We start from the raw sequence: 19,785 nt of genomic DNA on the forward strand, positions 1-19,785 counted from the left end.
ACAATGACAACGACATCTTATGTAGAGTCTCTCTTTTCACTCGAAGGCAAAACGGCACTTGTCACCGGCCCAGGCACAGGGATTGGGCAAGGAATTGCCGTCGCACTTGCTCAATCAGGTGCGGATATTATTGGTACGTATCATCGCACCCCTCTTGAGGATACAAAAGCGCTCGTTGAAGCGTCAGGTCGATCGTTTCGTTCATACCAAGTTGATTTTTCAAATCCTCAAACGGCAGATGTAGCCATTAATTCTCTTTTAAAGGAGCATTCAATTGATATTTTGATTAATAATGCCGGAACCATTAGAAGAGAAAAAGCCGCTGAGTATTCAGCAGAAAATTGGCACGCGGTCATGAATGTTAATACGAATAGCTTGTTTTTTCTGACACAGAAAATCGGTCAGCAAATGCTTGAGAAAGGTCAAGGGAAAATCGTGAATATCGCCTCCCTTCTCTCTTTTCAAGGAGGTGTGTTTGTACCTGCATATACGGCAAGTAAGCATGCGGTAGCTGGATTAACAAAAGCATTTGCGAATGAATGGGCAAATCAAAATGTTCAAATCAACGCCATTGCTCCAGGCTATATTGCAACAAATAACACACAGGCTATTCGAGATGATGTGAATCGAAATGAAGACATTTTAAAAAGAATTCCTGCTGGTCGCTGGGGTAAACCTGATGATCTTGCAGGCGCAGCGGTTTTCCTTAGTTCACCAGCATCTGATTATATGAATGGTCATATTCTAGCAGTTGATGGTGGCTGGCTAGCAAGATAACTGCTTTTGGTCCCTGGCACAAACCAAGGCATGACAATCGAAATATTTCAGGAGAATTCCATAGAGGGATTCTCTTTTTTTATACCTGCATAAATCTTCCCTTCGTGTGTCACGCTAAGCAAAACAAACACATGAGGGTGAGGTTTTATGAAAAATCGAATCGATCAAGATTTAGATACAGCCATCGCAAGAATCCGTAGCTTTGTCGGAAAAAGTGACGATATTGTTTTCCATACTTACTTAATCGGTCAAAAATCAATCCCTGCATGTCTCGTGTATGTTGAAGGCTTAACAGACTTTGAAATGCTATCGAAGCAAATCATTACACCGATGCAAAAGGAACTAAACCTTGAAGAAGTTCATGAGACGACTCTTTCCTCTCTCTCTAAGCAGTTCTTTGGCATTAAGAGTGATGTGCTTGAAGATATGAATTTGGTCATCGAACAGCTGTATAACGGCAAGTCCCTTTTATTGATTGACGGGGCAAGGCAAGTGCTTGCCTTACAGACCAATCTATTTCAATATCGCGAAGTTGAAGAGCCTCAGTCAGAGGTTCTTGTACGAGGTCCTCGCATCGGATTTATTGAAAATCTCGAAAAAAATACAGCGCTCATTCGTGAACGAGCAAATGATCCAAATCTTGTCATCCAGAAAATCACCGTCGGTACTAGAAATAAAAAATCTGCGGCACTGATTTATGTGCGGGACATTGTCGACCCCAAGCTAGTTGCTGATGTCACCTCACGCATGAACAAAATTAACTTAGATGACCTCCCAGAATCGGGTTATATTGAACAGCTAATCGAGGATAATCATATATCCATTTTTCCTCAAATTCAAAATACAGAACGTCCAGATCGAGTCATTGCGGCTATTCTTGAAGGAAAAGTATCCATTATGCTAGATGGTACTCCCTTTGCTCTTATTCTTCCTATGACTTTTACGGCTCTCATGCAGTCACCTGAGGATTACTATCAACGCTGGACAAGTGCATCACTTCTACGCTTTCTTCGTTATGTGGCTGTTCTTTTAACCATTTTTCTACCGGGGCTGTATATTTCATTAGTTTCTTATCATCCAGGGCTTTTGCCGACACGGATGGCACTTGCCATTGCAGGAAGCAGACAGAATGTTCCTTTTCCGCCAGTATTAGAGGCGATTCTCATGTCGTTTACAATTGAACTTCTACGGGAGGCAGGTCTTCGGTTACCTCGTGCAATCGGTCAAACGATTGGTTTAATTGGTGGAGTGATTATCGGACAAGCAGCAGTGCAAGCAAATATCGTCAGCGCCCTCATGGTCATTATCGTTTCATTAACAGCACTTGCTGATTTTACTGCGCCTTCCTATGATTTCAGTTTTCCACTCCGCATTCTTCGGTTTATGACGATTTTTAGTTCAGCATTCTTCGGTTTATATGGCTTGATCATGAGCTATTTATTTGTGCTGTGTCACCTGATGCAGTTAAAAACGTTTGGATTTGAATATTTTACACCCATCCTGTCATCACCGTATTCAGATTTAAAAGATACGTACATCCGACTACCTGTGGGTCTATTCAAATTAAGACCAAAAACCAGTCGAACGAAAAATTTGAAAAGACAAGGGGAGTAAGCGATGTACAGAGCTGACAAGCTATCATTGTTACAGGTCACGATTTTATGTAGCTCTACAATGATAGGCGCAGGAATCTTAACTATTCCACGCAGTTCTGCCAGTTCAGGATCTCCTGATGGCTGGATCATCGTGCTCATACAAGGCGTGATCTTTTCTGGAATCGCCTTTTTCTTAGGATGGTTTGCAGAAAAAAATGCGCCTGATACCATTTATGATTCCAATGTGAAGGGTGGCGGTTCATTCTTTGGAACGCTATTAAACCTGTTATTCATTGGTTACCTTCTTGCTATCGTTGGTTTTGAAGCACGTGTGCTAGGGGAAGTCGTTCAATTTTTTCTTCTTCAAGCCACCCCGATGACAGTCATTGTCATGATATTTTTACTCGTTGCCATCTATCATTTAAAAAGTGGGATGATTCCAGTTGTCAAACTGGTGACTTACATTTACCCATTAACAATGATCATCTATATCGGGTTGATGATTTTTAGCTTTCGTATTTTTGACTTTGATTTTTTACGACCTATCATGGCGCATGGTTTGAGAGATTTTAATAATCTGTTTTCGAAAACGTTTATTCAATTCACAGGGTTTGAGGTCATTTTGTTTGTCGTCCCACTCATGTATAAAGAAAAAAGATCAAAAGCAAAATTTGCTGCAGCCATCGGCGTTGCCATCACAACTCTTATATATGCCCTCACGTTGTTCGTTGTCATCGGTTCGATGACTGTTGGTGAAACCAAATCACTCACCTGGCCAACGGTTTCTCTCATTCAAGCATTAGAACTTGAAGGTGTGTTTATTGAACGCTTTGATATTTTCTTACTCATCATATGGACATGTCAGCAGTTCATTTGTATGCTTGGATTCTTTCAATTCGCCATCAAAGGCTGTGAAACCGTCTTTAAGCCCAAAAAATTAAATGGACTTCTTTGGGTTTTGTTTTTCATCACATCGGCACTGTCCCTTTTTCCACGAAATATAAATGAAGTGTTTTACTATTCAACCTTACTTGGATATGCACTCTTTTTCGTCCTAAGTGTGCCTTTTGTAACAGCCTTGTTGCTTATGATTCGCAAAAGATGGGGAGGTCGTCCTGCATGAAACGTTTTTTTTTATTAGGCATATCCTGTTTGCTTCTTTTTTTAGAAGCTGGCTGTTGGGATATTAAAGATATTGAAAAAGTTTCATTTGTTCGCGGGGTAGGCATTGACGAAACTGACGATCAGCAGGTCAAGCTCACCTATCAAAATCTCGTGCCAAAAATGGGTGGTTCCCAAGAAGTCGGTTCTCCTGGATATGTGAATGTCGTCTCTAAAGGACGAAACGTCCTAGAGGCAGTGAGTAATGTCGCATTAAAAGACTCACCCGTTTATAGTGATCATCTCAAAATTTTTTTATTTGGCAGAAAACAGGCTGAGCACAACGACATTCAAGGGACTCTGAACCACTTTATACGAGATGATGAAGTAAGAAGAAGCAGTTATATGCTCGTTTCTCGTGATGATGCCGACAAAGTCATTCATCAAAAGCTAAATTCACAGCAAAAAGTACCAGTTGAACATATATTCGAAACCTCGAAAAACCGAAATTTTAATGGCAAAATCCTGACACCTCTTCGGATCGGAAGAGCATCTGATTATTTTCAAATGAACACCAGTTTTCTTGTGCAAAGTGTCGATGTGATCAATCAAGAATTAGTATACGATGGTGCAGGGATTGTGAACGGAAAAACCCGCAAACTGATGGGGTTTATTTCTGCTAACGATGTGCAATCACTGAATTGGGCCATGAATCGTATTTCAGGTGGGGTTGTTCCTGCAACCTATAAGGGATTTCCTATTACGTATGAAGTCAAAAAAGCAAAAACGAAGGTGGAGCCCTTTTTAAAAAATGGACGAATCTCCTTTCAAGTCATTGTTCGATCAAAGGGGAAACTATCGGAGGACCAATACCCTCCAGAAAATTCGTTTGATGAAAGATATCTTCAACGATTTGAACAAATTTTTGAACGAACCATTGAAAACAAAATAAAAAAGGCGCTCCATCATCTTCAGAATGAAGTAGGTGTTGATCCGATCTTTTTCAATAGACAAGTACGCATCAAGTATCCTGATTTTTGGGAGAAACATCGTAATCAATGGGACGAAATCTTCAAACAAGCTGACATTGATTATGATATTGACATTGATATTCTCAATTTCGGGGCGGAAGGTGCAACAAAAAACTATAAATGGTGAGCAAAACAGCTAATAGAAAAGGGTGATTTCCGTCAAGAGGAATCACCCTTTTTGCGAACGACCAGTAGCATTTGATAAATATTGATCTGATCAGACATATGGCGGATTGAAAAACCGAGGGACTCACCAAGTCGAGTGATCTCATCAAAGAATAATTGAACCTTTTTATCTACGCTCACGACGATATTGTCTTGCCTGATCATCTCAAATAATTCTTTTGGAAATAATTCAGGCAGTGACTTCGGTGTGAAAAAACGCAAGTGTGTGCGATCTAGAATACCTGCATCACGATAAGGAAACTCTCCCATCACAAGAGGCAAGAGTGCTTCAGCATGTGTCACGTTGGGTAAGCAACAAACAATCCAGCCACCTGGCTTTAAGCATTTTTGCCACCTAGATACTGCTTGCCACGGATCTTTCATATGTTCGAGTACATCAGAAAATAAAATGGCATCAAAAAATGCCTCCTTATCCTCCCATGTGTTTTGCTCTCCATCTCCTTCAATGACGTCTTGATAATAAGCTCTTGCCATCTTTGCTTTGAGTGAATCAACTTCCACACCATATACTGCGGCTCCCTGCCTATGCATCAATTCTAGTCCTGTCGCACCAGCCCCGCAGCCTACATCTAATATTCGCTTCGCCTCGTGTGGAACTAATCCTAGAATATGATGCTGAGGGTTCGCAACTAGGTTTAAATCGATTCCCCATTTTTCAAGAAAACGGACACGGTTTTCGGCGAATAACGTTGAAATGTTCGTCTCTTGATTTGCGCGGAATGTGGCATGCCCATGATGATGAACGAATGAATCGTAAACAATTTGGAGCTGATAGCCTTTGAGTAATGCACGTACGCAAAGATCATCATCTTCAAATGAACCGTAAACAAAACGCTCATCAAATAATCCCACATCCTCTACAACCTCCCTCTTCACAAGCAAACAAAACCCTACTAAGCGAAGAACATTTTTCACCTGCCCTCGCATTGCATCGGTATATTGCTTTGCAAAAGAGGAAAGCTGATCAATATGGTCATATGAGGGCTGAACCATTTGTGGGCCACTCACATAATTGGAGACAGGACCTACCATCCCTACTTGTTTCGATTGATATAGGGCAGTTCTGAGCGGAGGAAGCCAGTTTTCTGTTACCATCGTGTCATTATTCAGAAATAAGATACTGTCTCCTGTTGCCACCTTTGCTCCTTGATTACAGCCCTTTGCAAACCCCAGATTCTTCTGATTATAAATAACCGTTGCCTCACTTAATTGTTCTAGATATTCCTTAGTTCCATCTGTTGAAGCATTATCAACAATGATCAGCTCGATTTCATTTTCCGGTGTATGCTGTTTGATGCTTTGCAAGCATTGCTTTGTTAAATGAAGCTCATTATAAGTCAAAATGACGATACTCGTTTTCCCATTCATGTCACTGCCACCTTTCAATTCCCTTTTCCATATGTATGTCAGAACAGGATAGTTCAGAAGGTCGGAAGGCTGCTTTTTGTTGATTAAACGTTTGTTTAAGCCGTCTGCACTTATTGCCTGCACAGCCAGCTTCTCTTTTTATACTGTTATTCAGTGCTCATGGGTAATGGCACGGTTTCTCTTCTTTAAGTCCTCTTCAATTTCTTCAAGACTTTTTCTCTATGAAAAAAGATTTTCCTCATGTGAAGTGATTTGAAACATTTCGATGCTTTATGACAAAAATATTTCATTTTTGTGTCAACGAAACTTTTTCATAAAAGATGACGTCAATTAAACGTTGGACTAAAAATATATCGCAGGCTCCCGTTTTAAGGTATATTTGTTTTACTCTGCCAAACGAATCCACCTGCATTACCTATAAAATAATTAGCGAGGGTTTTAATATATGGATCAATCACGAATCAAACGCAAAAAGAAAAAGCGTTTAAAACCATGGGTGAAAGTCACTCTATTCATTTTTGGAATTTTGTTGCTCACCACTGCATCGGTGACAGGGTATGCATACTATAAAGTCACAAACGCATCCAAAAAAGCACAAGTTTCGCTAGACCGGGGATCACAGTCTGTGAAACGGATTAAAGCGTTTGATCCCGGAAAAGATAGTTTTTCCGTATTATTGCTTGGTATTGATAGCCGTAAAGGAGAAACAGTCAAACAGGCACGAAGTGATGCGATGGTGCTAGCAACAGTCAATCGCACAAACAAAACAGTGAAACTTCTTAGCATTCCAAGGGACTCATATGTGAATATTCCAGGTCATGGCTATGACAAAATCACACATGCTCATGCATTTGGTGGCGCAGATTTAACAGTGGATACGATCGAGAACTTGCTTGATATCCCTGTAGACTTTGTCATCCAAAGTAACTTTAAAGCGTTCAAAGAAATTGTCAATGAATTAAACGGCGTACCCGTCAACATTCAAGATGAATATGTAGTGAAACAAATTGAAAAAGATACAAAAGGAAAGGTCGTTCTCCAAACAGGCGCTCATACGCTGAATGGTGATGAAGCCCTCGCATATGTCAGAACGCGAAAAGCGGATAGTGACTTGCTGCGTGGAAAACGTCAAATGGAAGTGCTGAAAGCGATTTTCGACAAATCCAAATCACTGACGTCTATTCCGTCCTATGACAATATCATAGACACACTTGGTGATAATGTGACGACCAACCTGTCCATGCAAGAGCTTGTTGGTTTGTTCCCTCTTCTGACTTCATTAAAGTCTGTCGAGACGCTTCAACTCAAAGGGTCTGACTACGAGCCAAATGGTATTTACTACTACCAACTCGATCAAAATCAATTAAATGAAGTGAAAACTGACCTAAAAGAACAGCTTGAATTGTCATAAACAGAAAGCGTCCGATGTGGGCGCTTTTTTATATAGTCTGCATTGAAAATTGTTTCATTTTTGTTTAGCCTGTTACATAGTAGGTTTTTTTATATTTATGCCGTCACTCCTTTCATGAGAATGAAGGAAATCGCACATACTTTGAATACATGCTAGCGTACGAATTAAAGGAGGCCATACATCCGATGAAAAAAATGATCGCAATTGATTTAGATGGAACACTACTGAATACAAAAAGTGAAATCTCCGAGAATAACCGTCAGGCTATGATTCGAGCAAAAAACGCAGGTTACATCGTAACGATTTGTACCGGAAGAGCTACCTTTGACGTGAAATCACTATTGGGGGATTTAGACATTCCGATTATTGCTGCAAATGGCGGTACTGTGCACACCGAGGGATATCACCTATTCAGTCGAATCACACTGGATCAGCAAGCTGGCAAAAAAGCAGCAGAGGCCTTGGTGGAACGAAAGATTTACTTTGAAGTCTATACCGATGATGCGCTACTCTCACCATTTGATGGAAAAAACAAATTACAAGCGGAGTTTGATATTGTGACAAGTGCCAATCCAAATGAAGACTTAACAGATTTATGGAAAGGGGCAATGACTCAATTTAAACAATTCGGCATCAAGCCTGTGGACGATATACGTCAGATTTTTGAAACAGATGAACCGACCTATAAATTGCTATGCTACTCTTTTGATATGAACAAACTGAAAGAGGCACAAGACATGCTTGGTAAAATGCCGGAACTATCATTAACCTCATCCGGCAAACATATCATTGAAGTGCTTCCAGCATGTTCAGGCAAAGGCACTGCCTTAAAAAAATTAGCTGCACATTACGGAGTTGATCGCACGAATATCTATGCCATCGGAGATAGCCCTAATGATTTATCGATGTTTGAAGAAGCCGATCATCGAATTGCAATGGGAAATGCAGTGGATGTTATTAAAGAAAAGAGCACTTACATCACAAAGGGAAATCATGAGGATGGAGTTGCCTACTTTATTGACAAGCTCTTAGCCAACCAATTGAACGCAAAAAAGACGCTTGTATGATCAGAAACGTCTACAGATCTCGCCCGATAAAGTCGTATCTTCGATTTTATCGTTTTTTTGTTTACCTTTTATTTCACTCTAACAGCAGTCTCATATTTATCTTTCCAATAAGTGCTTGTATTCATATTCGTAATCACCACACCATTTGAAATTGTCATTTGGATGACCTGACCAGCCCCAGCATAGATGGCTGGTGTCAAATAGCTCCCACTAAAAAAGACAAGATCACCTGGTTTCAGTTCTTCTCTGCCCACCGTAGTACCTGCTTTTAACTGTCCTGCCGCATAGCGAGGCAATTCAATCCCAAGAGCTTTTTTATACACATATTGTGTAAATCCGGCTGTGTCAAACCCCTCTTTTGGCGTAGTACCACCTTTGACATAACACACTTCACCCAAGAACATTGCGGCTTCTGACACGACTGGATTTTGTTTTGCTAACTTCAATCCTGTCAATCGCTTTACACCTGTGAATTTTTCACGCCAGTACGATTCTGACAAATAAGAAATGGTCACACTTTCTGATCGACTCGCATGAATAAATCGATTATCACCAACATACATGCCAACATGTGAAATACCTTGTTTGTACGTATTGCTAAAGAAAATAAAATCACCTGGGCGAATATTCTTCATGTTGACTTTTTCTCCGACCATCCATTGTTGCTGTGCACTTCTTGGTAAATAAATACCTAATGACTGCCCAAATACATACTGTAAAAACCCAGAACAATCAAAACCGCCCTTTGGATCTGCTGAACCAAATACATAGGGAATACCAAGATAGGTCATCGCATCTTTGACAATCTTTTCATTTGACGTCCTTTGGGTCGTAGGAAGACGTTTTGTCACATCATAACGCTCTTTCCAATAAGTGCTCTGGCTTAAATCCGTCACAATTACTCCTTTAGACAGTGTTGTATGAATGATCTGCTGATTTCCGATATATAACGCTACATGGATGGGAGTGTCCTTTTTTTCTTCAAGACTACGGAAATAGACCAGATCACCGGGCTCTGCCTCATTTAACGAAACCCTTTCTCCAAGTTGATGCTGATCCACAACTTTACGCGGTAGATCGACCGCTTTTGCATGTTTAAATAGATATTGAATAAAACCAGATGAATCAAAGCCGTTTTTAGGGTCTGTTCCTCCCTTTTCATAAGGTGTACCAATTAGCGCTTCCGCTTGCTCTTTGAGCGAGAGTATTTTTGCAGAGGCTTGAACATGAGGCATAGCGAACAAACATAACAAAGCAAGCCCTCCGATGAACCAAAGTTTTGTTTTCATTTGTTTTTATCTCCTCCTTCCCCTTTTAGTTTCGACCGTTTCACCAATATCTTACATCATTTTTCTCACAAAAAAAGAACACGCAAGGCGTGCTCATTTCAGCTTGAATCGCTGTTATTTACTTGCATCCGCTTCGGATTGTTTTTGTTGCTCAATTTTTTGCATTTCAACCGAAATTTTCTGTTTTTCTTGATCTGTTAAACTATCACTGAATTTGAAAGCAGACATAAACACAAACACTAAAATTAAGGCAACGAACGGCCAGCTTGCTTTAATGATTTTCATTTGTTTTTTTCACTCCGTGTTCTTTCAAATTTTTAATTTTATCAGAATGATCGACTTCAAAGAAAATGTGTCCGTCTTTTTCTTTCCAATCGATATTGGTTCCGTTGGTCAACTGACGGATAATAGATTTTTGCTCAAGTGAACCCGTTTTTAAAGGAGCTGGTGTCGCTTCTTTAATATACATCGGCACCACTTCGAAAGTTGCTTTCCCCTCTTCAGTGAGGTGATATTGAACAAGTGCTGAGTCACGAGTTCTAGACCAACCTTGATCAAAGATAAAGTTACCTAAACTATAGAAAATCGCTGTCCCATTATACATTTCCATTGGTTCAAGTACGTGTGGATGTGCACCAATGATAATGTCTGCCCCTGCATTTGACATCGCTTTTGCTAGCTCTCGTTGTCTATCATTGACTTCATTGTCATACTCTTGTCCCCAGTGTGCATGAACAACTACTAGATCTGCTTTTTCAGCAGCCTGTGAAATCATCGGAATAAAGATGGACGGATCTGCTGGCAATATACCCGCCTGACGGTTGGTTGCTTTAAACCCTTTTCCATATACATCTGTAAAGCCAAGTGTTGCGATTTTCACACCATTGACATCTTTATACGAAATTTGTTGTTTCGCATCTTGGAGGTCACGTCCAGCACCTGTAAAGTCCAAGCCTGAGTCTTCAAATGCGTCAAGTGTTCGATTAAGACCTTTTTCTCCGTAATCTGCTGCATGGTTATTAGCAAAATTTAAGACGGAAAAATTCAAGTCTTTTAAGGCTTCAATAGATTGCTTGTCCGTTTTCAAATGAATGTTCTTTTCTGCGGCCTGTTCATGGTCTGTTGCAATAGGGTGTTCGAAGTTGCCAGTCACATAATCAGATACATCAAAAAATGGTTTCGCATATTGAAAGAGATGTTGTTTTCCATAGCGATCGGTGACTTTCTCTACATTTCTTCCAAGCATGATGTCTCCGACAAATGAAGCGGTCAGGACGTTTTCTGGATTCTTTTCGACAGTTGGTACTTGTGCTTTCCCGATAAAAGTAAAGAGAAACGTACAAGCAATCACAATTGGTAACGCAATCAATACATGTTTATTTGTCTTTTTCTTTTGGTTCTTGGTCATTTTCAGCAGCTTTTCCTGAAAGCTTAGTTTTTTATTCATCATTGGACACACCTTATCTTAAAATAGATAGTAAACATACATGATGGCAAATGTCGCACCACTAAGTAATAATGTACTTCCAAGGGTAATGGTAAGACCTTGCTTTTGGATTGTGTTTGCGATTAATCCGGGCACGATGATACCAATTCCACGAAATTCTGCAATTTCAAAAGGAACGATCGGATAAAAGAAATCAAATATGAGCTTTAGGGCAATCCCTGTAATAAGCATCGCAGCAAACTTTCTGCGTCCGTACAAAATCATAAATTTTGATAAGCCGAATCGAACAATGACATACGTAAGCAAGCTGACTGATAACACGATCAAAATAAATACTGGTTGATTGAACACAAGTGCAAGATATCCAGGTACAACAAGACCAGCTGGTACGATCCCTGTCTTTTCTGCAAAGATTAAACTGAGTAGAACACCTAATATTAGTGAGATATAAAGATCTGATCCGAACATTTTCTTAACTTCCTCCTAGCTGACAAGCTGCTTAATTTTATATTCTTGAATTTTTTCAATTAAAGGTTCGGCAGCGCCATGAATATTGCCGACTCCATATACCACTCGATTATGTAGCTGCTTCTCAAGCATGCTCATAATTTGTTCTGTTGATTGATATTCAAGGTTGTGTAAGTGGTCAGCCGGAATTTTACCTTCCTCATATGCTTTGACAATTGGATCTGTTGTTTCACCAATCAAAACTAAATCACTTGCTTCAATATAAGGAAGTACGTCCTCTGCGAATTGAATCGTCCTGTCTACACGGTCAGCACGACAATTCATGATAATAATTGGTTCATCTGTTGGGTAACCTATTTCTTTCACACGCTTCCAAATATTCAATGTAGATGCTGCGTCATTTGCCGCGAATCCGTTGACAAAATGTCCTGGTGTTTTGGCATCCATGAGCGGGAGAATTCTCATTGCTCCTGGATCAGGCGGTGCATTTAACATGCCTCTAAATGCTGTGTCTTCATCAATTCCAAGCGCTTGTGCCACGCCAAGTGCAAGCGAAGCATTATCTGGAAAGACCATGTATTCAAATTTCCGTAAATACTCATCAGAAATCTTGGAATTATCTGCGACAATAACCTCTGTATTACGTTTCTTTGCAATCTCTTTAAAGAAATCAGTATATTCACTATCCGTAATAACCAGGTGACCATTATAAGGAATTGTTGCTGTAAAAGCTTCTGCTATTTCATCAAGTGTCGGCCCCATGACATCCATGTGATCTTCAAGAACGTTTACGATCACGCCAATATTCGCCTGAAGTAATTCTTCCTGAAAGATAATTTGATAATCTGGATTTACCGCCATACATTCACTGACGATTGCATTCGCTCCTCTTTCAACTGTTTCTCTCATGACTTCTTTCTGCTCTCCGATATTTGGTCCTTGCGGTTTCCTTTTAATCGGTTTCTCTTCTGGCGTATCCCAATAAATCATTCTTGCATCCGTTCCTGTTGTTTTGCCGACAGTTTTATAACCCGCCTCCATTAAAATACCGGTTGTCAATCGTGTAACGGTGGATTTGCCACGAATACCATTAATATTGACGCGCACCGGCAGGGCATCGATATTTTTCTGATGACGCTTCTTTTCAATAAAGCCAATCCCTAACATGATGACACAGGCTATAACGATTAACCACATCGCTATCTACATCTCCTTTTTTTGTGAGTGTGATATGTAAATTCAATCAACAGTATATCTGTTCAGCATAAAATCACAATCGGTATTATGTAACATAATCTTTCGGTGACTCATATGCCAAAATCCTCTAATCATAAGGCTTATTTGCCTATCTGATTGGCAAATAGAAAGGTACAAAGACGGACAAAATTCACCATGATTCTCTTCACTCTGAAAGAGAAAGCGTTACCATCAAGCATTGAAAAATCTTTTGTCCTTTTCTCCCTAAATTTTTCGACAATTAATAAGATGTATTTTAAATCAATGTTTTAGCGAACCATTTTCTCTTGGAATCAGTCGTATCAACGCTTTAAAGAAATAATGCGTGTTTTAGAATTATTTCATTTTTCGAAGAATCAGGTTATAAAGTCATCCTCATACGTCATAAAGCTACTAACTGACCCACGACCTTTGTCACCTTCAGAAAAATCAAGCAATTTGCTTATTTTCAGGTCATGAAAATTTGGGATTAAACGGAAAAAAATGTGATTTTAGGTTCACTTGAACTTCACATAAATCACTTCATATGTCCTAAACAATGAAACAATGTTCATTTGTTTTTATAAATGTTCATGATTTCTTAACATTTATAATGTGAATTTAGTTGAAAAATGTCTGGAGATGTCACTTCTTTGCTTAAAGATCACGAATAAAATCATTCAGTCAGCTCACACTATCATTAAATACACTGTGAGAGGAGGCTGTTGATGCCAACTTCTAATGAACAGACACGTCTACACTTCTTATCTGGAAGTTTTGAAGAAAAGATAAGGATTTTAAAGCATGTTTTTGAAAAAAGTGAGGACTTTCAATACCGAGAGTTGATGGTGAATGAAACGAAATCTGCTTTGTTTTTTATCAAAACAAGAATAGATGAAGGCAAATTAAATGATTTTATCATTGGGAATTTATTAGATGAATCTACAAAAGGAGAATATACTAAATCGCTAAGCAGTGTGGAGACCGGTGACCTATCCCTTATTACAAACGGTATTATTGCAGGAAACATTGCATTTCTTGAGGAAAAATCGGCACAACTTAAATTATTTGTCGTAGGTCAGCCCCCACTTCGATCCATTTCAGAACCACAATCTGAGAGCAACATTATGGGTGCCCATGATGGTTTTGTTGAAAGCTTAGATACGAATATTTATGTCTTACGTTCTCACATAAGTGATCGGAACCTCGCAATTCATTACCATAGTATTGGAACCAAATCCGAAACAAAAGTTGCCATGATTTATATCTCAGATGTTGTCGATCCCGAAAAAGTGAAAGAATTAAAATTCCGACTTTCTTGTATTAAGGTTGATACACTGCTTAGTCCAGGTTCGATTGCTGAAGCGATTGAAGACGACTCATTTTCTATTTTTCCACAGCTCATTGATACAGAACGACCGGACAAGGTAAGATCAGCAATCATTGAGGGCAGGATTGCGCTATTAATGGATGGCAGTCCAATGGCTATTATATTACCTATTACCTTTTTTAGTTTTTTTCAATCACCTGATGATTACAATAGCCGCTGGATTCCGGCTACTTTTATTCGGGTACTTCGCTGTCTTGCCTGTATCATTGCCGTCATCCTTCCATCATTTTATATTGCGGTGATCGGTTTCCATTACGAAGTGATTCCAGATGAACTGGCAATAACCATGAAAAATTCCATTATAGGGATTCCTTTTCCACCATTGATTGAAGCAATGATTATGGAAGTCACGATTGAACTCATTCGTGAGGCAGGAATAAGACTTCCAAAACCAATTGGACAAACGATTGGAATTGTAGGTGGTTTAGTGATTGGGGATGCGGTTGTGAAAGCAGGACTCATTTCAAATGTACTTGTTATCGTCGTAGCAGTAACGGCGGTCGCTTCTTTTGTCCTTCCTTCATTTGAAATGACTTCAACCATTCGAATGCTTCGCTTTCCGTTGATGTTTATAGCTTCTATGTTTGGTTTTATCGGTATCTCTTTTGGACTTGGAATTATTTTAATGAACCTGTGCCGATTAGAATCCCTTGGTGTTCCGTACTTATCACCCATTGCACCATTCAATTGGCAAGACTTAAAGGATACAATTATCCGACTGCCCATGTGGCTCTATAAAAAACGACCTGTCTATTTAAATCCGCAAAAACAAGGACAAATTGAAGACCTTAGAGGGTGGAAAAAGAAAAATGAAAAATAAACTATCGCCACTTCAAGCTGTCTTTTTTATTATCCAATCGCAAATTGGTGTCGGTGTTCTTTCACTTCCTCATCTACTCATGAAAGATATGGGGCACGATGGCTGGGTTGCTATTATCCTTGGTGGCTTTTTCATTCAAATCTTTAACACCATTTTTCTTTACATCATCTACAAATATCCAGACATTTCTTTTTTCGATGCATTAATTGATGTATTCGGGAAAATGATTGGCCGTTTCTTGTGTGTGCTGTACTCACTGTATTTCGCTTCTGTTTGCATCATTGTCTTATCCACTTTCACAAGAATTTTAGATATTTGGGTACTTCAGTTAACTCCTAACTGGGTCATTAATCTGTTGTTAATTTTCACTGCTATTTATATTGCTAAAGAGAAAATCATGGCAATTGTTCGATTTAATTTTATCTTGACACCTGTGCTAATCATTTTGTCCTTACTTATGCTCTATGCGTTAAAGGGGACAAACATTGATTATCTGAGACCTTTTTTTCAAATAGATACCTCCGAACTTAGCACTAGTTTGAAAGATGTGGTTCTATCCATGAATGGTTTTGAAATGATCCTCATTATCTCACCGATTGTGAAAGGATCGATAAAAAGCAAATATCACGTTATGACGATTGCCAATATTTTCACCACCTTATACTATTTGTTTGTGACACTCATTTGTTTTATGTTTTTTAGTCCAAAGGAACTCAATATCATTCCAACCCCTGTCATCTATTTACTGAAAACGCTGTCCTTTGGAGTGATTGAAAGAACAGACCTGATATTTCTAAGCTTTTGGGTTTTAGCTATATTGGCAATACTCGGAAATTATCTACACTTTGCTGCAAAAGGTGTAGGGACACTTATTAAGAAAAATCATAAAAACCATCACAAAACAATTGTTTACCTATTTGCAATTGTGATATATGCGGTCAGCTGCTATTTATCGACTGACAATACACGTATTGAACACTTCAACGAATTTACAACGATCGCCCAATATTCTTTTATCTATACGCTCCCTATTTTTATGTCTATCATTGTGCTAGTAAAAAGAAAAGGAAAGGGGAAATCACATGCGACATAAATTTGTTCTCATCTTAGTCATGTGCCTCTCCCTCTCTCTTACTGGCTGTTGGGATCAAAACTTATTAAAAAATATTTCGCTCGTCCTGACATCTGCCATCGATCGGGGTGAGGATAACAATGTGAAGGTATCCATTACGTATCGAAAAGTACAACAGACACAAAGCATGGAACAAGGAAATACAGGTAGTTATGTGACATCTGTTTTAACAACAGAAGCTCCTACATTAAGAAAAGCAAGAACGAACTTAAGTCATATGATTGATCAAAAAATTGATATGTCAAAAATGAGGGTTCTGCTTATTGGGGAGGAGTTTTCGGAGATTAGCATCCTTCCCTACTTAGATATGTTTTACCGAGATCCAAAAAGTCCTTTACTAGCAAATCTAGCTGTTGTCAAAGGCGGGACAAGTTTTGATGTAATCGATAAACTAATAAAAGAACAGCTGGTCGTCAGTGACTATTTAAACAATCTAATTACCACTGCCTCAAGGGCTTCACAGGTCTCTCCTGGTAATATTCAAAGCATACGTTCAAAAATGTTACAAACAGGTGAGGATTTCTCCCTTCCTTTAATTCAATTTGATCAATCTAAAAAACTGGTTAAAATTGCAGGTGTCGCTTTATTTAATAACGAAAAAAAAACAGGTGAGCTTTATGGGCAGGATGCGATTCTTTTAAATGTCATGGATAATAAACTGGATAAATATGCAAATTTCACTAAAAAGGTTAGAAATGATATGAAAGCAAAGGAGAATAATTACATCACCGTGCAAGTAACCAAATCAAAACGTGACATTCGTTTTATTAATCCCGATCATCGCAATGTAAAAATCGGCATTGACTTCAAGTTCAATATGTCTGTCATTGAATATCCGAAAGACAATTTAGATACTGCCAAGAAGGTCGACGAATTAAACAGACGCCTATCTGCCATTCTGACAAAGGAAGCGGAAAAAGTGATCTCTGTCATACAGCAGTCAAACTCTGATGTGCTGAGCCTCGGAAGAAAATACCGTGTCCAACACTATGATGAGTATATGAAAATGAATTGGGTGAACGATTATCCAAACGTCAAGATCATCCCTAACATCAAAGTAAACATCACACAAACTGGGATTATTAGTTAAGAAAGGAAAGTGAAAATCTTTCTTTTCTTTTTTTATTTTTTTAAGATTGTCAAGTGACTTATTTCGTGATAACCTATTTGTGTAAACGGTTACACATTTTTAATATTCAGAGGAAGGGAGGCACTCCATTGGCCACAATAAAAGATGTCGCAAAGGCGGCGAATGTATCTGTCGCCACTGTATCACGCGTGCTCAATGATACGGGTTATGTACATGAAGATACAAGAACACGTGTGACAGAAGCAATGCAGCAGCTCAACTACTTCCCCAATGAAGTGGCAAGATCCCTTTTCAAAAGAGAATCACGATTAATTGGTTTGCTATTGCCTGATATCACCAACCCCTTTTTCCCACAGTTGGCAAGAGGAGTCGAAGATGAAATTCATGCACATGGCTTCCGATTATTGTTTGGAAATAGTGACGAAAATAGAGAAAAAGAGCTAGCCTACCTACAAACGTTTAAACAAAATCAAGTCGTCGGTGTCATTGCTGCCACCAATGAACCAGAGGCAGCCATGTACAATGAACATGATTTGCCAGTCGTCTTTCTCGATCGAACTGTACCGAATGCTCCATCCGTATTTGCTGATGCAAAAACTGGTGGAAAAATGGCAGCACTAGAGCTGATCAAGCGTGGTAGCCGTAAAATCACCTTATTAAAAGGACCAACACATCTTCAAACAGCTCAACAACGTTTTAAAGGTGCACTAGATGTCCTCGGTGAAAAAGGAACAGACTTCCAAGTCATTTCTACTGCTTCTTTTTCCTTTCAAGAAGCACGAAAAAGTGCAACAGACCTATTCAAAGCGTATCCAGAGACAGATGGTATTATTGCAAGCAATGATATAGTCGCAGCAGCAGTGATGAATGAAGCGCTTCGTCTAGGTAAACATATACCTGAAGAATTACAAATCATCGGATTTGATGATATTCCACAAAGTGAGCTATTGTATCCTTCCCTTTCAACCATACGGCAGCCTGCCTATGAAATGGGGAAAGAAGCCGCCAAATTGTTAATCAATTTGATTCAAAATCAACCTGTAGAAAATACTGTCATACAAATGCCCGTCTCCTTTATTGAAAGAGAGACGACTAGAAAGGTGGATTCAAATGAGTAAAATCGTTGTAATAGGAAGCTGTTCGATGGATCTTGTTGTCACTTCAAGCAAGCGTCCGAATGCCGGGGAGACTGTACTTGGAGAGTCATTCAAAACAGTCCCTGGTGGAAAAGGAGCAAACCAAGCAGTAGCAAGTGCAAGGCTTGGTGCAGATGTATATATGGTAGGCAGAATTGGTGACGATTCGTACGGACAAGAGATTCTTCAAAATTTACAGGATCAAGGGGTAAACACAGACTATATGAAACCGGTTACCGAAATGGAAAGCGGTACCGCCCATATCATCCTAGCTGAAGGTGATAACAGCATTGTTGTTGTAAAAGGAGCAAACGATGAAGTCACACCAGACTATGTCAAAGAAGCGCTCACATCAATCAAGAATGCAGATATTGTACTGATTCAACAAGAAATCCCAGAAGAAACTGTCGAAGCTGTGTGTACACTTTGTACAAAAAGAAATATTCCAGTCATTTTAAACCCAGCACCCGCACGTGAGGTAAAACAAGAAGTCCTTCATCAGGCGGCTTACTTAACGCCTAATGAGCATGAAGCAGCACTTATCTTTCAAGGATTATCACCAGCGGAAGCACTTCGCCTATACCCAAACAAGCTTTTGATTACAGAAGGTAAGAGCGGTGTCAGATATTTTGATGGAGAAAAAGAAGTCCTCGTCCCTGGATTTCCGGTTCAAGCAGTTGATACTACAGGTGCTGGAGACACATTTAACGGTGCATTAGCGGTTGCACTAACAGAAGGCAAACCATTGTTTGAAGCCCTCTCATTTGCGAACCTAGCAGCATCCATTTCTGTTACAAAATTTGGTGCACAAGGTGGTATGCCCTCAAGAGAAGAATTGGAGAGAACAACATCATGAAAAAAAACGGCATATTAAATAGTCATATTGCAAAAGTACTTGCAGATTTAGGCCATACAGACACAGTGGTCATCGCAGACTGTGGTCTCCCAATACCGGAAGGACCTACAAAAATTGATCTCGCTTTATCAATAGGCACACCATCCTTTCAGGAAGTGACTTCCCTTCTGTTTCATGAAATGGAAGTCGAAAAAGTAACCATCGCGACAGAAATTAAAGAGGCAAATGAACGTGAACATGCGTTTTTAAAGAAAACGTTTTTAAATCAAAAGATTGAAGATGTGGATCACGAGTCATTTAAAGAACTGACTAAAGGGGCAAAGGCCATCATACGGACAGGTGAAGCGACACCTTATGCTAACTGCATCCTTCATGCCGGTGTGATTTTTTAAAAGGAGGAACCTGA

18 protein-coding genes are annotated in these 19,785 nt (G+C 39.4%); 12 read left to right on the top strand and 6 right to left on the bottom strand.

From position 1 onward, the window contains the following. Positions 1 to 3: 3 nt before the first annotated feature. The 4 genes from kduD to ACQKEZ_RS07995 all read left to right on the top strand — a co-directional run bounded on the left by kduD (position 4) and on the right by ACQKEZ_RS07995 (position 4,631). The gene (gene kduD / locus ACQKEZ_RS07980; protein WP_427299772.1) at positions 4 to 777 is read left to right on the top strand and encodes a 2-dehydro-3-deoxy-D-gluconate 5-dehydrogenase KduD; all 774 of its coding nucleotides are present in this window, start codon (positions 4 to 6) and stop codon (positions 775 to 777) included. Between the two features lie 147 nt (positions 778 to 924). Next, complete coding sequence (locus tag ACQKEZ_RS07985) at positions 925 to 2,391, top strand: spore germination protein (protein ID WP_427299773.1); 1,467 nt, start codon at positions 925 to 927, stop codon at positions 2,389 to 2,391. Between the two features lie 3 nt (positions 2,392 to 2,394). Then, entirely contained in the window at positions 2,395 to 3,495 is a 1,101-nt protein-coding gene (locus ACQKEZ_RS07990; RefSeq protein ID WP_427299774.1) for a GerAB/ArcD/ProY family transporter, read from the top strand. After that, positions 3,492 to 4,631 (top strand): Ger(x)C family spore germination protein, encoded by a 1,140-nt coding sequence (locus tag ACQKEZ_RS07995; RefSeq protein ID WP_427299775.1) that lies wholly within the window; start codon positions 3,492 to 3,494, stop codon positions 4,629 to 4,631. The genes ACQKEZ_RS07990 and ACQKEZ_RS07995 overlap by 4 nt, the downstream gene beginning before the upstream one ends. Before the next feature lie 32 nt (positions 4,632 to 4,663). Here ACQKEZ_RS07995 and ACQKEZ_RS08000 read toward each other — a convergent pair whose 3' ends face one another. Next, positions 4,664 to 6,058, bottom strand: a complete 1,395-nt coding sequence (locus ACQKEZ_RS08000; protein WP_427300517.1) for a glycosyltransferase — start codon at positions 6,056 to 6,058, stop codon at positions 4,664 to 4,666. A 445-nt stretch (positions 6,059 to 6,503) separates the two neighbouring features. On the opposite strand from ACQKEZ_RS08000, the gene ACQKEZ_RS08005 reads away from it, so the two are divergent. Both ACQKEZ_RS08005 and ACQKEZ_RS08010 read left to right on the top strand, forming a co-directional pair. Beyond that, a complete protein-coding gene (locus ACQKEZ_RS08005) occupies positions 6,504 to 7,469 on the top strand; it encodes an LCP family protein (RefSeq protein ID WP_427299776.1) in 966 nt (321 codons plus the stop codon). 185 nt (positions 7,470 to 7,654) lie between these two features. Beyond that, positions 7,655 to 8,536 carry a Cof-type HAD-IIB family hydrolase gene (locus tag ACQKEZ_RS08010; protein ID WP_427299777.1) on the top strand — a complete coding sequence of 294 codons (882 nt, stop codon included), beginning with the start codon at positions 7,655 to 7,657 and terminating at the stop codon, positions 8,534 to 8,536. A gap of 68 nt (positions 8,537 to 8,604) precedes the next feature. Here the strand turns inward: ACQKEZ_RS08010 and ACQKEZ_RS08015 are convergent, their stop codons facing one another. The 5 genes from ACQKEZ_RS08015 to pgsB all read right to left on the bottom strand — a co-directional run bounded on the left by ACQKEZ_RS08015 (position 8,605) and on the right by pgsB (position 12,937). After that, complete coding sequence (locus ACQKEZ_RS08015) at positions 8,605 to 9,825, bottom strand: C40 family peptidase (protein ID WP_427299778.1); 1,221 nt, start codon at positions 9,823 to 9,825, stop codon at positions 8,605 to 8,607. Between the two features lie 114 nt (positions 9,826 to 9,939). Next, the gene (locus tag ACQKEZ_RS08020) at positions 9,940 to 10,110 is read right to left on the bottom strand and encodes a hypothetical protein (protein ID WP_427299779.1); all 171 of its coding nucleotides are present in this window, start codon (positions 10,108 to 10,110) and stop codon (positions 9,940 to 9,942) included. Next, positions 10,097 to 11,272: a CapA family protein gene (locus tag ACQKEZ_RS08025; protein WP_427300519.1), complete on the bottom strand. Its 1,176-nt coding sequence runs from the start codon at positions 11,270 to 11,272 to the stop codon at positions 10,097 to 10,099. The genes ACQKEZ_RS08020 and ACQKEZ_RS08025 overlap by 14 nt, the downstream gene beginning before the upstream one ends. A gap of 18 nt (positions 11,273 to 11,290) precedes the next feature. Further along, complete coding sequence (gene pgsC / locus ACQKEZ_RS08030) at positions 11,291 to 11,740, bottom strand: poly-gamma-glutamate biosynthesis protein PgsC (RefSeq protein ID WP_353854388.1); 450 nt, start codon at positions 11,738 to 11,740, stop codon at positions 11,291 to 11,293. Between the two features lie 15 nt (positions 11,741 to 11,755). Then, entirely contained in the window at positions 11,756 to 12,937 is a 1,182-nt protein-coding gene (gene pgsB / locus ACQKEZ_RS08035; RefSeq protein ID WP_427299780.1) for a poly-gamma-glutamate synthase PgsB, read from the bottom strand. Between the two features lie 746 nt (positions 12,938 to 13,683). On the opposite strand from pgsB, the gene ACQKEZ_RS08040 reads away from it, so the two are divergent. The 6 genes from ACQKEZ_RS08040 to rbsD all read left to right on the top strand — a co-directional run bounded on the left by ACQKEZ_RS08040 (position 13,684) and on the right by rbsD (position 19,771). Continuing rightward, positions 13,684 to 15,165: a spore germination protein gene (locus tag ACQKEZ_RS08040; RefSeq protein ID WP_427299781.1), complete on the top strand. Its 1,482-nt coding sequence runs from the start codon at positions 13,684 to 13,686 to the stop codon at positions 15,163 to 15,165. Next, positions 15,155 to 16,258: a GerAB/ArcD/ProY family transporter gene (locus ACQKEZ_RS08045; protein WP_427299782.1), complete on the top strand. Its 1,104-nt coding sequence runs from the start codon at positions 15,155 to 15,157 to the stop codon at positions 16,256 to 16,258. The genes ACQKEZ_RS08040 and ACQKEZ_RS08045 overlap by 11 nt, the downstream gene beginning before the upstream one ends. Further along, the gene (locus ACQKEZ_RS08050; RefSeq protein WP_427299783.1) at positions 16,248 to 17,387 is read left to right on the top strand and encodes a Ger(x)C family spore germination protein; all 1,140 of its coding nucleotides are present in this window, start codon (positions 16,248 to 16,250) and stop codon (positions 17,385 to 17,387) included. The genes ACQKEZ_RS08045 and ACQKEZ_RS08050 overlap by 11 nt, the downstream gene beginning before the upstream one ends. Positions 17,388 to 17,515: 128 nt before the next feature. Further along, positions 17,516 to 18,505, top strand: a complete 990-nt coding sequence (locus ACQKEZ_RS08055) for a LacI family DNA-binding transcriptional regulator (RefSeq protein ID WP_427299784.1) — start codon at positions 17,516 to 17,518, stop codon at positions 18,503 to 18,505. Then, entirely contained in the window at positions 18,498 to 19,379 is an 882-nt protein-coding gene (gene rbsK, locus ACQKEZ_RS08060) for a ribokinase (RefSeq protein WP_427299785.1), read from the top strand. Before ACQKEZ_RS08055 ends, rbsK begins: the two co-directional genes overlap by 8 nt. After that, complete coding sequence (gene rbsD, locus ACQKEZ_RS08065) at positions 19,376 to 19,771, top strand: D-ribose pyranase (protein WP_427299786.1); 396 nt, start codon at positions 19,376 to 19,378, stop codon at positions 19,769 to 19,771. The genes rbsK and rbsD overlap by 4 nt, the downstream gene beginning before the upstream one ends. Positions 19,772 to 19,785 lie beyond the last annotated feature (14 nt).

The organism is Bacillus sp. NPDC077027, from assembly GCF_050269555.1.
GTDB lineage: Bacteria > Bacillota > Bacilli > Bacillales > Bacillaceae > Bacillus.

What these genes read in the sequence shown, in the direction of transcription:
- ACQKEZ_RS08040 (WP_427299781.1), top strand. Translation starts at nt 13,684, where the DNA reads ATGCCAACTTCTAATGAACAGACACGTCTACACTTCTTATCTGGAAGT.
- ACQKEZ_RS08015 (WP_427299778.1), bottom strand. Translation starts at nt 9,825, where the DNA reads ATGAAAACAAAACTTTGGTTCATCGGAGGGCTTGCTTTGTTATGTTTG.
- ACQKEZ_RS08010 (WP_427299777.1), top strand. Translation starts at nt 7,655, where the DNA reads ATGAAAAAAATGATCGCAATTGATTTAGATGGAACACTACTGAATACA.
- pgsC (WP_353854388.1), bottom strand. Translation starts at nt 11,740, where the DNA reads ATGTTCGGATCAGATCTTTATATCTCACTAATATTAGGTGTTCTACTC.
- ACQKEZ_RS07995 (WP_427299775.1), top strand. Translation starts at nt 3,492, where the DNA reads ATGAAACGTTTTTTTTTATTAGGCATATCCTGTTTGCTTCTTTTTTTA.
- rbsD (WP_427299786.1), top strand. Translation starts at nt 19,376, where the DNA reads ATGAAAAAAAACGGCATATTAAATAGTCATATTGCAAAAGTACTTGCA.
- pgsB (WP_427299780.1), bottom strand. Translation starts at nt 12,937, where the DNA reads ATGTGGTTAATCGTTATAGCCTGTGTCATCATGTTAGGGATTGGCTTT.
- ACQKEZ_RS08005 (WP_427299776.1), top strand. Translation starts at nt 6,504, where the DNA reads ATGGATCAATCACGAATCAAACGCAAAAAGAAAAAGCGTTTAAAACCA.
- ACQKEZ_RS08000 (WP_427300517.1), bottom strand. Translation starts at nt 6,058, where the DNA reads ATGAATGGGAAAACGAGTATCGTCATTTTGACTTATAATGAGCTTCAT.
- rbsK (WP_427299785.1), top strand. Translation starts at nt 18,498, where the DNA reads ATGAGTAAAATCGTTGTAATAGGAAGCTGTTCGATGGATCTTGTTGTC.
- kduD (WP_427299772.1), top strand. Translation starts at nt 4, where the DNA reads ATGACAACGACATCTTATGTAGAGTCTCTCTTTTCACTCGAAGGCAAA.
- ACQKEZ_RS08025 (WP_427300519.1), bottom strand. Translation starts at nt 11,272, where the DNA reads ATGAATAAAAAACTAAGCTTTCAGGAAAAGCTGCTGAAAATGACCAAG.
- ACQKEZ_RS08050 (WP_427299783.1), top strand. Translation starts at nt 16,248, where the DNA reads ATGCGACATAAATTTGTTCTCATCTTAGTCATGTGCCTCTCCCTCTCT.
- ACQKEZ_RS07990 (WP_427299774.1), top strand. Translation starts at nt 2,395, where the DNA reads ATGTACAGAGCTGACAAGCTATCATTGTTACAGGTCACGATTTTATGT.
- ACQKEZ_RS07985 (WP_427299773.1), top strand. Translation starts at nt 925, where the DNA reads ATGAAAAATCGAATCGATCAAGATTTAGATACAGCCATCGCAAGAATC.
- ACQKEZ_RS08020 (WP_427299779.1), bottom strand. Translation starts at nt 10,110, where the DNA reads ATGAAAATCATTAAAGCAAGCTGGCCGTTCGTTGCCTTAATTTTAGTG.
- ACQKEZ_RS08045 (WP_427299782.1), top strand. Translation starts at nt 15,155, where the DNA reads ATGAAAAATAAACTATCGCCACTTCAAGCTGTCTTTTTTATTATCCAA.